The sequence below is a fragment of the Salinibacterium sp. NG253 genome (assembly GCF_015864945.1).
Taxonomy (GTDB): Bacteria; Actinomycetota; Actinomycetes; order Actinomycetales; family Microbacteriaceae; genus Rhodoglobus.
In genome coordinates, this window is sequence record NZ_JADYWF010000001.1 from 817,050 (window position 1) to 832,086 (window position 15,037).

Genomic DNA, 15,037 nt, shown 5'->3' on the forward strand with positions numbered 1-15,037 from the left:
CTTGAGGCAATCCCACTAAAGCGATGGGGAGCGCTGCCCATCGCGCTCTCACAGCAGCGGAAGCTGCACACGAGATACCTTGCCGCGCGCAATGAACATTCCCCGGCCAGCAGGGAACTCACTGCGACTGCCGCGCGGAAGCGGTGTCTTGAGCAGAATGTCGCCCTCAATCGAGTCGGGCTGCAACAGCAGTCCCCGTCTCGCGTTTTTGATTTCGGCGAACAGCGGCCATGAGGCGTTCCACGACGTTGTCTCGGCCTCGGCGACGAGCAAATGCTCGCTGCGCTTCACCGCCTTGACCAATTCGACGATCGCGGCATCAGCGGGAGTCTGCAAGAAGTCAGAAATGTTCTCGATGAAGACAGAGATCGTGCCCTCGGTTTCCGGATCGCTCACTGCGGCAGAAAGATCCTTCGCCAGCGCCGCGACCTGTTCCACCGTTGTCGCCGCGCTCGTCCATTCGAGCGCCCCGGCCAAGCCCGAGCGAGCGTTACCGAGATAGTAACGGCGGGCAGTCGTGTCATAACGAGCGACCGAGCAGGCGAGCCACTGGAGCGCATTGCTTCGCCCACTCGCGGGTGGACCAGAGATCAGAAGCGTTCCTGCCGGCTCTAAACCGACTGCTTCCAAGGCCTCATCGCTGACGCCGAGTGTAACCTTGGTGTCGACACGATCCGGAAGTGACGATGCGGAGTATTCCTTCGGCAACGCTCGGATTGGGTCGACCGGAGTCACTCCCGCGCGCAGCATCGACTGCGCCAACTTCTCCGCGGCTGCAGATTGTTCTGTCATCGAAACCGACCCGCCAAGAACAGCGACTTGCGTCTCTCGCCCGTCGACAATCGCGCGGCCGGGCGGCGACGAGGCGCTCAAGATGTCGCTCGGCGCGTCAAGCATGCTGTAGCCCGTGTCATCCGCTAATCGCAGAATAACGCGACGCTGGATGCTCGCCCCCACCGATGAGGGAACAGCGCCCGGACGATCAGCAGTGAACGCCACGTGGATGCCCAACTGGCGGCCATCGCTCAGAATGTCCTTGAACACGTCGTACCAGACCGACCGGCCACTAGCCACTTCCCAGTCCTCACGAAACGACGGGAAGCCGTCGATCAGTAATAGCACGCGCCGCTCTGCCGGCGAGTTGGCCAAAGTGCGGTAGTCGGTGATGCTCGATGCGTTCGCCGCCGCATACCGAGGGGCACGCGATTCCAGCTGCGCCTTCAAGTAGCGGAATAATCGGATAACCCGCTCTGAATCATCCCCGTTAATAATGGAACCAACATGCGGCAACGACTCCAGCATCCGCAAACTGCCGGTACTGAAATCGAGACCGTAGACCTCGACGGGTCCACCTCGTGGGGTGATCGCCGCGGCGTTCGCTAACGTGCGCAACGCAGTGCTCTTGCCCGACCCACCAGTTCCATAAATGGCAATATGGCCGTCTACGTCTGGCAAGAAATACACCGGCAATTGTTGCTGTTTAGTGGGTAGATCAGCAACGCCGATCAGCAATTCGCGGTCGGTCCGTTGACGAAGCAGCGACAAATCGTAGACGGATGCGATCTCATCAAGCCAGGGGCGTCGCGGCGCCGGAATATTTGCCGAGGATGCGGCAGCAACAATCGATGACACCAGTCGTTGTTGATCGGTGGGGCCCAAATCGCGTGACTCCTCAACGGCCGCAACTCGCGGTTCTTCCCACGGTGCGTCACCGCCGAATCGCAGTTCAGCGACATCGACACTCGGACGTTCTGGTTCACGCGAGGTCCAACCGCCGGCATACCCGGATTGGAATTGCTGCAAGCGGCCTGGGCCTGTCTTGGCAATGCCTCGACCAGGAATGGACGGGTCAAAGTGTGCGGCAGATTTTGTGCCGATGACATCACTGCTGTCCGACTCGTCCGCCATACGCAACGCCACTCGAAGGTTGGTGTTAGCGCGCAGATTGTCTTTGATAACACCTGCCGGACGTTGCGTTGCCATGATGAGGTGGATCCCCAGCGAGCGCCCCCGCTGAGCGATGTCGACTACACCGTCCACAAACTCAGGCACCTCACCCACGAGAGCAGCGAACTCGTCGATCACCAGCACGAGAGCTGGCGGGCTCTCCGGGTCGCCACGTTTCTCCAGCTCCAGAAGGTCTTTCGCTTTCTTGCGGACAAGCAGGTGCTCTCTGAAATGAAGCTCTGCTCTCAAACTTGTCAACGCGCGACGGACGAGATGAGGGCTCAAGTCGGTGACCAAACCAACACAGTGCGGCAAGCTCACGCAGTCGGCGAACGCGGCACCACCCTTGTAGTCGATAAAGAGGAAAGATACTCGATCGGGGCTGTACTCGGCAGCCATTCCCAAAACCCACGCCTGCAAAAACTCGCTCTTGCCGGAACCCGTTGTTCCGCCCACTAGAGCGTGTGGGCCCTGCGTACGCAAATCGAGATGCATCGAATCGATCCCCGCGCTTCCCACGGTGGCCCGCAACTTGCCCGGTCGACGCTTGCTCGGGCTAACGCCAGGAGTTCGATCGTGAATCGACTCGTTCTGGCGCCACCTGTCGACAACCGCATCACTGGCCTCAACCAGCTCATGACCTAGTACCGTCACCAGCGAAATCGATCGCGGCAGATCACTATCGTCGACGACAACCGCTCCAGCATCAACGACTGGTGCCATTCTGCGAGCAAACTCCAACGCGGCATCCGCGCCTACGAGCTCTACTTCAACATCGGTAATCACCTCGCCCAAGCGCACGAGACCAGCGGTTGCATAGGGCGCATCCGCGAGAACATGCAGATAGGTGCGGCAGACCGCGGGAAGCTCGTTGACGGTTGTTGCCATCCACACGGGGAACACACCGGCATCAGCGCCTCGTTCTGCCAACTGAACAATTCTGGCCCGATCTACCGCTACGTCGTTGGAGATGAGCACCACAATTGCGGGAACCGGAGACTTGGTGCCCTCCTCCGACGCATTTTCGCCGACCTCAGCACCCCGTTCCAATGCGGCTCGACGCTGCTCCATCGCCCCACGACGACGTGCCTTGGCATCCTTGAGCCGCTGATCCACCACTTCTTCGAGCGCCGACAGCAACACCACAGAACTAGACGAACTGTCAGCGAGATGGCTTCCTTCGAACGGACTCTGTGGAGACGAGGTGTGAGGCATCCATTTCAACCAACCCAACTCCCGCGACCACTGCGGAGTCACCAACGCAGCAACAACCAGTTCAGCAGGAGAATGAAGTGCCGTCAGTTGTACAACCAGACCGTTCACGGCTCCCACGGTGTCAGCGAGCTCACCGGCTACGCCAAGCGCCCCCGAGTCAAACAAGTTGTCAACAATCGGTACGCCGGAAACGCGCTCATGATCTGAAATGACGACATCGAGGCGCTCCTGAAACTCGGGCAAGAGATCACCGCGCGAAGCGGAATCAACAACGTTTCGGGACCGCATTGTTCCGACACCCAGTCGGATATTCAAGAACGACCAATGCTCGGCCCGGCGCGTCCACGTAAGAGGACCGCGACGCATCGCCTGATCAAGCATCTCCGCTGTCGACGGAGACTCCGCAAGGCGTGCAGCTCGCTCGGTCACCTTCTCCGCTGCTAGTTGCTCCGACAGGGTCTCCAAATGCATATCGAATTTAGCGATCGCCTTCTTCAAACTCCGCTTGTTCTTCGACTTGTTCATGAAGTAGTTACCGATCAACATCATCGGAGACATCAAGACGAAAAGAAGAGCAGCTGGGCGGTCAAAGATCAACCACATACTTACACCCAGCAGCACGGGCGCGACCATCGCCAACCACGGGAACGTCGCGTCGTCTTTCTCTGACGGCACCTCCGGGGCAGAGAAGGTACGGCCGGGGTAACGAGTCTCGACCCGGGGCGAACGGTTAAACATCACAGGACCCGGCCGCTGCACCAGGCCTTTCGACGCCACAGATTCTGCCACCGTGATCTGAAGTTCAGAATCCCCCACCATCACGACTTCAGATTCCGCGACGACGAGCCGGGGAACTAATCCGCCATCGACTACGACGCCGTTTGCAGAGCCAAGATCGACCACCTCGACAACGTTTGACACTTCCAGACGAACGTGACGTTTGGAGACCAAAGGATCGTTGAGCACGACGTCACAGGAAGAGTCGCGCCCCAACGTCGTGGAGCCCTCGCGCAGGGCAAACTCTTTGCCGACATCCGGACCACTCAGCACTCGAACTAGCGCGACCTGGGGGGAATCTCCCGCACCATTGGCCGAGAAATATACTCCGGCATCGGCGAGCTCTACCTTGGCGCCCGACCCGACCCACGCCTCACCGATCGCCGCATCCGGTTGTAAGACCAACCACTCGTCGCGCCCCGGCAGCGCTGCACGAAGAGTGAGCGGGCGATCATCGGCTATCGCGCCCGCACGCACGGGATCGACCCGAGCGATTGTTGACGCAATGTCAGACACACTCGCGGCCGCATCCGTGGTGATCACGATGTCGTCGTCAGGCTGTGTCGCCCTGTTGAGAGTGAGTTTCAGTTTCACGAGTTTTCTCTCTTCGTTGAGATTCTTGAGGCCCAATCTCTGGCTGAACGGATGCGGTATCGACTAACAATTCGGCGCCGCTTCGAGAGGCCAGCCCGGCCAGCTTCGATCGCTGCTGTCGTGGTCGACCACGCTTCGTCACTGCGTTCCGCGGAGATCTCGTGACCGGAGAACACGGCGTCGTCAGTCAACACGGCGATCGGGCGCAAGGTTGTCACGTGACGGGGCTCGGCGGTGGTGTCCGCGGCCTCCTCAGTCGGATTGCTCGTCTGAACTTCTGACGCTCGGTGTTCTTCATCGATTTGGTTTTCGAGACTTTCGGCAACCATTAGGCGGGTGGCTTTCTGGGGAACGTCGTACCCGAGCTCCGAATATTGATCGACGAGCTCTTCCCACGCACCAGCGACCTGATCGTGAGCTGCCTTGGCGTCACGACGGCGCCGCGCCCGGCGAAGTTTGTAGAGTCCGATGATCAGTAGCGGCATGAAAATGATCAGTGCCGGAATCAACAGGCTGAGGCCTACCGCATATACCCATCCCGGAATCGAGAAGGCAACTCCCTCATCGTCTTCGTCGCTCTCCTCCAACTCGACCGGCGTCAGCAGGTCTTCGGCATCCGCCTCAACACGTGGTGGTTGGCGCACTTGGGGTTGAGGCTCGCTCTGCGGTTTCGGTGTCTGATCTTGGGGAATATCGGTCTCATCCGGTGTCGGATTGAAAGCAACCCACCCCACATCGTCGAACGCGACCTCGACCCACGCCGTGACATCGTCGCCGGTGACTTCGGCAGTCTGGCCGTCAACAATCTCTGGCGCAAAGCCCATTACTACGCGCGCGGGGTACCCCAAGCTGCGCGCCATCAGGGCGAACGCCGAGGCGTACTGCTCTTGGTCACCGACCATCTGGTTGCGTTCAAGCAGGTCGGTGATTCGGTCAGCACCATGCCCTGCACGTGATGCCACAGTGTCGGATGCTCGACCATGGCTCAAGAAACCCGTTGTCGTTAACGCGAGACGGATCGCTTCGAGCTGGGCAGCAGGCGCCGTCGCATCGGCGGCATATTCTTGAGCCTTCGACGTGACGATATCTGGGCTAGACGAAACCGGAGGCAGCTCAACCGAAGCAACTGGCACCTCAGCCAAATCTTCGATCGAAACGACCTGCTGAAGCGTCGCATCGATCGTGTAAGAGTCACCCTCACTCAGCCCAGCAGTGAGCACCGCGGTGCCAGTAGTCGCGTTGTAGCGGAGGCTATCGGTGGAATCGAGGGCAGTTCCCGCCGTGAAATCAAGATTTGTCGGATACCCGATGCTCGGCATCCAGACATCCGCATACTCCCCCATAGTGAAGGTCACATCGGTGCGACGCTCGGGAGTGACAAACGACTGAGCTGGCAATTCGCGCCCCACCAAACTGAACGTGCCAGAGCCATCCGCGCTTGACTCCGACCCCGTCACATTCCACAACTTGCCCGTAAACGAGTCAAGCGTGGCGAGGCGTACCGTGTCGCCAGCTTTCAAACCTGACACCGTAAACAACACATCGTCTGTGACTTGCTTGGTGTAGTGACGGAACCCAGCCAGGGGGCTCGGATACTGCAGCGGGTCGAACGGCGGCTCGATCTCATCCCGCAGCACGAAGCGTTGATCCTGGGCGGGGGCGATCCACCAGCCCGCTCCCCCACCGAGAAGCACAGCTGCTGCAAGCACGACTGCGGTTCCCGCGATCTTGCGCGTGCGCATCCGGGTGGCTCCAGCTTGCGCGATGTTGTCGCCGCCGGTGCGATGCCAACCCAACCAGAGGAGGGCGAGCACGGCAAAGCTGACGCCTCGGATGCCAGCTTGATAAGGATCGTCGGTGCCGATCAGGATGCTCGCGACATAGATCGCCAATGGGCCAAGAAGCACAATGCCGAAACGCCACACCGAACGGCGTGCCCGCGCCAACCAACGCACCGTAAGTGACGTGGAGACGAGCGCTACCAACCACGTCGCGAAATAGGGAACTACAGTGATGTGCTGAGGAGCCTCAATCGGGGTCTGGAGCGTGACGATATCTGCCCAGCCGTAGACAGTACCGATGGCAATCGTCGACAGGGATTGAAGGGTGGGAAGCACAAAGAGAAGGGCCTGCTGGGGAACCGCAATCGCGGTACCGCACAAGAAGTACGCCACGACAGCCACCACGATCGTCGTGACAACATTCACTCTCAGGATGCTCGCGACGATTCCAGTGGCCGCCCCGAGAACAAGCCCGCCGATCGCCGGGAGCAAGAAGCTATAGCCACCAAATGAGGGCTCAAACCCGAGCAATCCAATGATGGTGAGTGCCAACACGATGCTGACATCGGCCCACGTTCGCGGGCTGAGGGTACGTCGCGCGGAAGGCTGCTGCGTTGTACTCAACCGCCCAACCCCCGCACGAGCTTCGAAAGGTCGTTGAGATCACCGATCGTGATCACGGTCAATCCGGCTACAGCAGAAATTGTGGGCTCAGCGCCCTCCACGATGTGAAAAGCGACCTGACTGGTGTCTTGGCCGAAGAGCGACTGAACACTACGAAAATCGGCCGTGCTCATCCCCGAGCCAGCCACAATCATGACGACGCTAGGTGCCGGGAGACGGCGTGTTTGTTCGCGAGCGAAACTGCGCACCGTGTCGAGTCGACTGCCCTCTGGCTCGATGCGGCAGGAGGCATCCAGCATTGACGTCACCGTCTGGGTGCGCCACAGCCCCGTTTCGCTGACCACATTCATTTGAGTTCCGTCGCGAATGACCTGCGCCGCGATCGATGCGGTCACCGAAATGGCCAGCTCGAACTCAGCCTCAGACGCATAAAGATCGCCGCGTGAGGCATGGATGATCGTCAGTTGAGACCGACGCGTCTCCTGAAACTGTCGCACCATCAGCTGCCCGATCCGCGCCGAGGTACGCCAGTGAACGTAACGGCGATCATCGCCAGGCACATAAGGCCGCAGCGCATGAAACGCGATGTCGTTGTTGGTGATCTTGTTCGATACTTGACCTTCGAGATCTCGCACCAAGCCCGCAGCAGAAGGTACGAGTCGAACGGTGCGCGGATGCACGAACAGATCCACCGCATCCGCCCACTTCAGCGCCCGGCGCAACAACCCGATCTGATCGCCGCGCACCGACTCGGCAGGACCAGCAACGATCACCGCGCGTTTGGCGGTAGGTACTGCAAACAACTCTTCGTGCTCTTCTTTGGGTTTCATGGCAGGGAGTTGAAACTCGGCAACTCCTTGGCCAACGGGGAGTTCCATCCGGGTAGGAGGCAGTGCTCGTGAGCCAACATTGGTGACGACCATGCGGCCGAGGGCTCGATCGCCGACGACGACACGTCGTGGGTTCAATTCCACGACGACCCCATACGACGCGCGGCCGAACACGAACGCCACGCTGACGACCACCGCGGCAAGCAACACTGTGCCCAGAAAGGTGAACTCTTGCCACCCAAAAATGACGCTCAGTGCGAGCGAAACAGCAGCAAGCGCCAACACCAACCAGCCCAGAGGCGTAACAATGCCAACGATCGGGCCGACCACTCGTACCGCTGCGCGCACCGCAGGCGAAGCCACCGCTGCCGTTCCACGCAGTACACGACGCGCTGACTCCACTGCGCGCGCAAACCACCGCGGCGCGGCTGGGTGCATCGGTGACGAAGAGCCGAGCCCCGAACCCGTTCGCGCCGCCGAGGCTCGCTCGTCTCCGGCCCGCTGCTCGGGGATCACAGAAGAATCAGTAGTCATAGAGAGGTGCTGGCTGTTAGGAAGCGCGGTAGGCGGGAGGTTCGATATCGACCAGAATGCGATTAATGACGTCTTCGGCCACAACCCCGGCAAACTCAGATTCGGGGTCGAGGATGACGCGATGCGCGAGCACCGGCACAGCCAGATCCCGAACATCATCGGGGGTCGCATAGGTGCGCCCCTGGGTTATCGCCCACGTCTTAATAGCGCGGGCGAGTGCCATTGCCCCGCGCATACTCACACCAAGTACAACATCGCGGTCTTTACGCGTCGCTTCGACGATGCTGTTCAGATACTGCATGACCGACTCGTCGACAAAAACCTCGGCAGCCAGCGCCGCCATCGCTACAATCGACTCCGGTTTGATAATGGGCGAGACGAGCGAAGCACGAGCGCGGGTTCCCGAGTCCATTAATAGCGACACTGCCGTCTTGCTGTCGGGATACCCCAGCGTCGTTTTGATGAGAAAGCGGTCGAGTTGTGCCTCGGGCAGCTTGTAGGTTCCAGCTTGCTCGACAGGGTTTTGAGTGGCGATCACCAAGAAAGGTGCACCGACGGGATGACCTTCGCCATCGATCGTTACGACGCCTTCTTCCATCACCTCAAGCAGCGCACTCTGGGTTTTAGGGCTGGCACGGTTGATCTCATCGGCAAGAACGATCGACGCGAAGATTGGTCCGTGGTGAAACTCGAACTTGCCCTTCGACTGGTCATAGATTTGCACGCCCGTGACATCCGACGGCAGCAGGTCCGGCGTGAATTGGATGCGAGACGTAGTGCCGTCGAGGGTGTTAGCGAGCGCCTTTGCCAGCACGGTCTTTCCCGTTCCTGGGTAGTCCTCCAGCAGCACGTGTCCATCAGAGATCAGGGCCGTCAGCACGAGACGAATCACGTGATCTTTGCCCACAATCGCCTTATCGACGTTGCTGATGAGTTTCTGGAACGCGGTGGCGAACCAGGTCGCTTGCTCTTGGCTTATGGGCATTCTGAAGGGTCCTTTTACTTACTCGGGGTTCCGGGCGACGTTAACAGGCGGGAAGATCTTGAATAGCTCGGTGGGCGCTGTCTACGCCGTCAAATTTCACCCAGACTTGATAGAGGCCATCTGCGTTACCGCGAACTCTGTTCCACACTTTCCACTGCGTGGTGCGCTGGTGACCATCGGGCCAGAGACCGGTGTAGCTGTGATTGCTGAAGCTTCCGCTGTTGTCGTAGATCTCCATGGTGTGGGAACTGTTTGCCTGCCCGCTCCAATTGATTCCGAGATTGTGGACTCCTGGCGATTCACCGTCGAAGTAGAGACACAGTGACGCGACTGCGGGCGGTGCTGGCGTGACAATCGGGCCGGCGCTCGACGATCCGGAAGGACCGGTGCCTGCGTTGTTGTACGCAACAACAGTGAGAGTGTAATTGGATGCGGCAGGCAACCCCGATGTCGTCGCGCTAGTGGATGTGGTCGTTCCTGTTGCGCCGTTGCTCAGGGTCCATCGGTAGCGCAGGTTGTCAGTGACCGCTGCGCCTCCCCCGCTGGCGTTCCAGGTCCACGCAATCGTTCCCGCCGTGGTGCTCTTCGTCACGGAGCCAGAAACTCCCGAGACTTGGGCAGGAACCGTCTGGTTCTGAATCTGTGCTGAATTCGACGTTCCCTTCGAGCCACTCTTGCCGCCGGAGTTTTGGGCGTACACAGTGAACGTGTAGTTTCCTGCAGACAAGTTGGCCGTTGACGTCGCCGTCGTGCCCGTAGTGCTGCCTGATTGGCCGTTGCTTGACGTCCAGTAATAGGTTGTGGTTCCTCCGGTGCCGCCCACTGCTGGCCACGATGCCGAAACCTGACCGCTCGGCGCCCAACGACTCTCGACCGAGGCAGTCACCGTCGGTGTGGCCGGAGTGCCATACGGAGTGATTTGGTCGCTCGTCGGCGACCACTCTCCCGGACCGTGCTCATTGATCGCGCGCACGCCGAAGGTGTACGAAGTTCCGTTTTGAAGACCCGTAATCGTGCAGGAAGCGCCCGCCTGGCAATCAGTCGGTAGGTTCGCGACAGCAGGAGTCGTGCGCACTTCGTAGCCGGTGATCGGCTTGCCATTGGTCGCCGGGGCGACGAAACGCCACGTCGCCGATTCGTTCCCGCCGATGGCGGAACCAGCATCCTGAGTTGGCTTCTGCACCTGATCGGGAATGTCACTGACGACAAGCGTGATCGTGCCGTTGACTTCGCGGTCAGCATCTTCCGTGGCATCCGCGGTCGTGTACACCACTTCGATCACACCGCTCTTGAGCGCGGCATCTGGTCGAATAGTCACAGTATTTGCAGTGAAGGTGACGTCTGCTGGCTCACCGGTGTTCTGAACTTGCGCGTTCACAATATTCAGCTCTTCGCCGGTGGTCTGATACGGATTCGAATCGTTCGTCAGCGGATTCACGGTGACGGCCCCATCACCACGCTGAGTCTCCACAGCATCAGACACAGCAACAGCGAGCGGTCGGGTAGACCCGACAACCGTCACGTTGATCGTGCCAAGAACCTCAAATTTGTCCCACCGCAGGGTCACGCCCAGCGTGATCGTCGTGCCCTTAGGCGTATTCCGCGGCACGTTGAGGCTGAGTTCGGATCCGGTGAGACTCGCATCAAGGCCGTCGCTCGCGCCGGTGAGGTTTGAGTACGTAACCTCGCCAATAATGGTGGCGTTCGGGTGCGCAGTCGAATCTCGCAGGTCAAGAACCGTCGTCTCGCCCACTTCAACCTGGGTGTTGGGAGTCGTGAACTCTGGCGCTGTGTCCCGGAAATCAGGATCACCAACGACAATATTCATCCGAAGACCCGCATAGTTGCCCGCTGGGTCATTTTTGGATGCGCCATCGGTCACAGTGAAACTGACGGATGCCGGGCCGCGATAGTCCAACGCCGGAGTGAAAGTGATGGTCTCTTCATCGACAAAGTTCGACGAACCATCGCCCTGAACTGAGCTCACCGAAGTCGCATCAGGGATCCACGCATCACGGCCCGACGGCACGACGAGGATATCCGACAGCTTCCACTCTCGAGTCTCGTTCATGCCAACGTATTGGGTCGGCAAGTCTGGATCGATAGCCGGAGGCTCGTCAAAATTCTCGTCGACAGCCGCCGGTACGAGGATGAAAGCGCGAGCGGTCAACTCGTCAACCGCGTTCGTCACGCTGTAGGTGATCGCTTGTCTCGTCGGGCCCGGGGTGACCTCGATCTGACCGTTTTTTTCGCCGAGAACACCTGACTCAGCGTTGGCTCCCTCGAGCTCGACTACGAGATCTTCGGTTCGTCCAGCGGGATTGAATGCGTGACCATCAAACAGATCAACGGTGATGGATTCCTTTCCAGCAATATCTTTCTTCAGGATGCTGATGTCTTCGGCCGATGGCGGAAGAATCGGAGCATCCGGCGTGACCTGAACCAGCACGTAGCTCACGGCTGAGCCACCCCTGTTGTTTTCCAAGCGGTATCGCAACGAGAACGATTGTTCAGTCTCTGGCGCCTCGATCACTAAGAATTGCCCGCCAACGACCTCTGCAGAAACGCCGTCAGGCACGTCAATAAGGTCGGGTGCTACCGAAATGCGCGCACCTTGAGGATCAGAGTCGTTTTCAGTGAGATCAATTTGCGCCGTTCGACCTGGTCGAATGGCCACGCTATCGGGAACCGCAATGGGATCCTGAAGCTCGTCGGGTTCAGGGATGACCGCAATCTTGATGTCGCCAACGCCTGTCGCCCCGAAGGCGTCAACCACTTCGTAGCTGAATGAATCCGTTCCGGAGGCTGCCGGAGACGACTCATAGATGAAGTAGTCAGCACCAAACTCGGTAACGGCTCCCAGCGTCGGGTTGGTCGCGAATCTCAGCAACTGAGTCGAATCGCCATCGGGGTCGACAGTGCTGAGAGGGATCTCCACCCTGATCTCGCCACCAGCGAGCACACGAGCAATCAGCGCAGTCGGCGCCGGATCTTGGTTCGAATCCGCATCGACCGGCGTGACCGTAAAAGTTGCCGTCGCTGCAGCGGTCTCGCCGAAGGGGTCAATAACCCGATAGTCAACGGTGTACGCACCAGGAACGGTCGGCGCTTGGAAGCGCAACATGTCGTGACTGATAAATGCCACGCCCTCCAGAGGTTCAGTAACGAGCTCTGTTGCAAGAGACATCGGGCTGTCGTCAGGGTGGAAGTCATTGTCGAGCACGTCCAGCGTGATGATGTCGCCGGCGCGAACTTTGGCCGCGTCATCGATAGCAACCGGTGGCTGGTGCTTGGTGAGGGCGGGCACCGGAACGACAGTGACTCCGGCACTCGCCGTGTTGACGCCATCCGAAATTGTGTACGTAAAGTTGACCTGGTTGGTGAGCGCCGCCGGCGAGGTAACTCGGATAAGGGTGCTCTCGAGCAATTCGACTACGAGACCCTTTGCCGTGAGAGCCGGGTCGACATCGATTGACTGCACCGCGAGGATGTTGCCGCTGGGACTCACATCGTTAGACAAGACTGAGACAGTGGTCGGTTCATCCCCGCGCAAATAAGCGGTGTCTTTGACAGCAACCGGCGGAAGCTCAGCGGATGCCGGGTTGGGCAACACGTCGATTCGCACCAGCCCGACGCTGGTGTTTGAACCGGCGCTGAGCGAGTAGGTCAGGTAGTAAATTCCTGCGGATGACGAGCTGAAGGTGATTTCACCACGATCGCTGTCGAACGAGGCCACCGCCCCGTTGTCTGCCTCATCCAGGGCGATAAGACTGAGCTGGGCGCCGGACGGTGACAGGTCGTTGAGCAGTGGCTCGATGACGACGGTCTCTGTTTCGAACACCGAAGCGAAGTCGGGTGTTCCCACGGGGTTCAAGGTTCCGGCAGGTTCTACCGTGACGATGAGCTCGCCTTGGGCCGGAGTATCTCCACCGTCCGAGACGAGGAAGGAGACTTCTTTCTCCCCCAGTTCAGAGGTCTGGTGAGTGAAGGTGACGAACCCATCGGGGGTAAACCTGACGAGGTCACCAGACTTTGGCGATGCCGCGATTAGATAGAGGTCGTCGCCGTCTGGGTCTTTCCAATCAGCTAAGACGTTGTAGCTGACAGTCTGGTTCGCTTCGACGCTGATGCCCGCTTCGCGAACACTCACGGGCAGCTCATTGCGCCCCTCGGGAACGATCGTGGCAGCAACCCGTGCCTGGTCCGTTCCGCCCCGACCGTCATCGATCGTGTAGTTGAAGGCAATTGACCCGACAAAATCTGGGACGGGGGTGAACTGCAGCGCACGGCCGCCATCGATGAGGTCGAGTCGACCTGTCGATTCGGCGATGCGGTCGTACGCTGAAATTACAAGCACGTCCCCGTCGGCGTCGGTGTCGTTATCGAGCACCGTAAAGACGGTTGTTCTTCCTGGCCGAACCCCAAATTCATCATTTGTCGCGACCGGATCGCGGTTGGTGTCAGTGCGCTCAGCGAGCGTGTCTTCGAAAGACTGGATCGACGACTTTTCATCGCCCTCTTCTTCAGACTCTTCGTCCTCCGGCGGCGTGACGTCTTCCCAGTTCTCAACGAGACGCATATTTTCGTCGACCAACCACACGTTGCCATTCGACAGGTTGTTGAGCGCAATCACCGACCGATTGACTCGGAACTCGAGCACGCTGCCCTGCGTCGGCTCGGCAATTGTCTGCGTCTGGGGATCGCTGCCAGTACAGGCGAGAACGTAACGCTGTGCAGAAGCCCACGCCCCATGCGCACAACCCTCGAGGGCGACGGGAGCTGAAACATTCGCCACGTCATCTGACGGAGTAGAGATGTCCGCAGGGATATCCGTCAGAGCACCGCTGCTGAGCTCGAGCCGCTGAAGAGAGTCACCAGTAGCCACAAGCGCGAAGCTCGCCTCAGCGCTGGACTGTTGCAAGCGCAGCCCTTGCTTCTCTAACGGATAGCTGCGCCCCTCTTCCGTGAGCAGTTCATTCGTCGACTGGTCGAATATCACGGCTGAGTCGCCAGCGGCGGCGATCTGGAACTCGCCCACCGCCGGGAAATCAGACTTCACCGGTTCATCGGCGATCGTTTCGACGCGGTAAATCGCCTTGTCCACTGGTGACACGGCAATGACAACGCCGTCGGACGTGACCGTTGCTCGCCCACCGGCTCCGAGCGAAATCAGCGCGGGGTCCGACACGTAGTTGAACTGTAGATCGCCCACCGCCGGCACGATCCAGAGCTCTCCCTCGGGCGACACGATCGCCAGATTTGTTCCGCCGAAAGAGACTTCGGCGTCGGTTGGCACGTCGATTGCAGACGTGACTTCAGTGGTTGCTGGATCGACTGACTCGACGCGATGAGCGATCGGGTCGTTCATGAAGAGTGCGTCGCCATCTTGAAGCACATCGAATTGCGCACTTGAGGCGATAACGGAGCCATTGAGCTCGTCAATTTGGCGATTCAGTCGTCCGCCGAGAAGCTGTTCGCCGTTGGTGACCCAGACATCGCTTGCGATGAGGTCAACATCAGAAACAGGGAATCCGGGGTGCAGGGCCGCGAACGTGAGCGGTACACCGATGACGAGTGAGACGACGACAGCGGATGCGACTGTCTTGCGAGTGCTCGCTGTACCGATAGACAGCTTCACGTTGCACTTCTCCCGAATTCCGCACAGCTTGCGTGCACACGATCACGCTGACAAATCCTCGACCAGTTCTGGGAGTTACCCTAGCATTTTTCAGGTTATCCAAGCGAGCCAC

General features: G+C 59.4%; 5 protein-coding genes. All 5 read right to left on the reverse strand.

Annotated features, from left to right (window positions below):
• Positions 1 to 48: 48 nt before the first annotated feature.
• From I6E52_RS04005 to I6E52_RS04025, 5 genes are read right to left on the reverse strand one after another with little or no spacing between them, the layout of a single operon-like run.
• Positions 49 to 4,533, reverse strand: coding sequence for an FtsK/SpoIIIE domain-containing protein (locus I6E52_RS04005; protein WP_197155043.1), 4,485 nt, complete (start codon positions 4,531 to 4,533; stop codon positions 49 to 51).
• Entirely contained in the window at positions 4,530 to 6,938 is a 2,409-nt protein-coding gene (locus tag I6E52_RS04010; protein ID WP_197155044.1) for a transglutaminase family protein, read from the reverse strand. Before I6E52_RS04010 ends, I6E52_RS04005 begins: the two co-directional genes overlap by 4 nt.
• Entirely contained in the window at positions 6,935 to 8,302 is a 1,368-nt protein-coding gene (locus I6E52_RS04015) for a DUF58 domain-containing protein (protein ID WP_197155045.1), read from the reverse strand. The genes I6E52_RS04010 and I6E52_RS04015 overlap by 4 nt, the downstream gene beginning before the upstream one ends.
• Positions 8,303 to 8,318: 16 nt before the next feature.
• Positions 8,319 to 9,287: a MoxR family ATPase gene (locus I6E52_RS04020; RefSeq protein ID WP_197155047.1), complete on the reverse strand. Its 969-nt coding sequence runs from the start codon at positions 9,285 to 9,287 to the stop codon at positions 8,319 to 8,321.
• 40 nt (positions 9,288 to 9,327) lie between these two features.
• On the reverse strand, positions 9,328 to 14,925 hold the full coding sequence (locus tag I6E52_RS04025) for an Ig-like domain-containing protein (RefSeq protein WP_197155048.1): 5,598 nt from the start codon (positions 14,923 to 14,925) through the stop codon (positions 9,328 to 9,330).
• Positions 14,926 to 15,037 lie beyond the last annotated feature (112 nt).

What these genes read in the sequence shown, in the direction of transcription:
- I6E52_RS04020 (WP_197155047.1), bottom strand. Translation starts at nt 9,287, where the DNA reads ATGCCCATAAGCCAAGAGCAAGCGACCTGGTTCGCCACCGCGTTCCAG.
- I6E52_RS04015 (WP_197155045.1), bottom strand. Translation starts at nt 8,302, where the DNA reads ATGACTACTGATTCTTCTGTGATCCCCGAGCAGCGGGCCGGAGACGAG.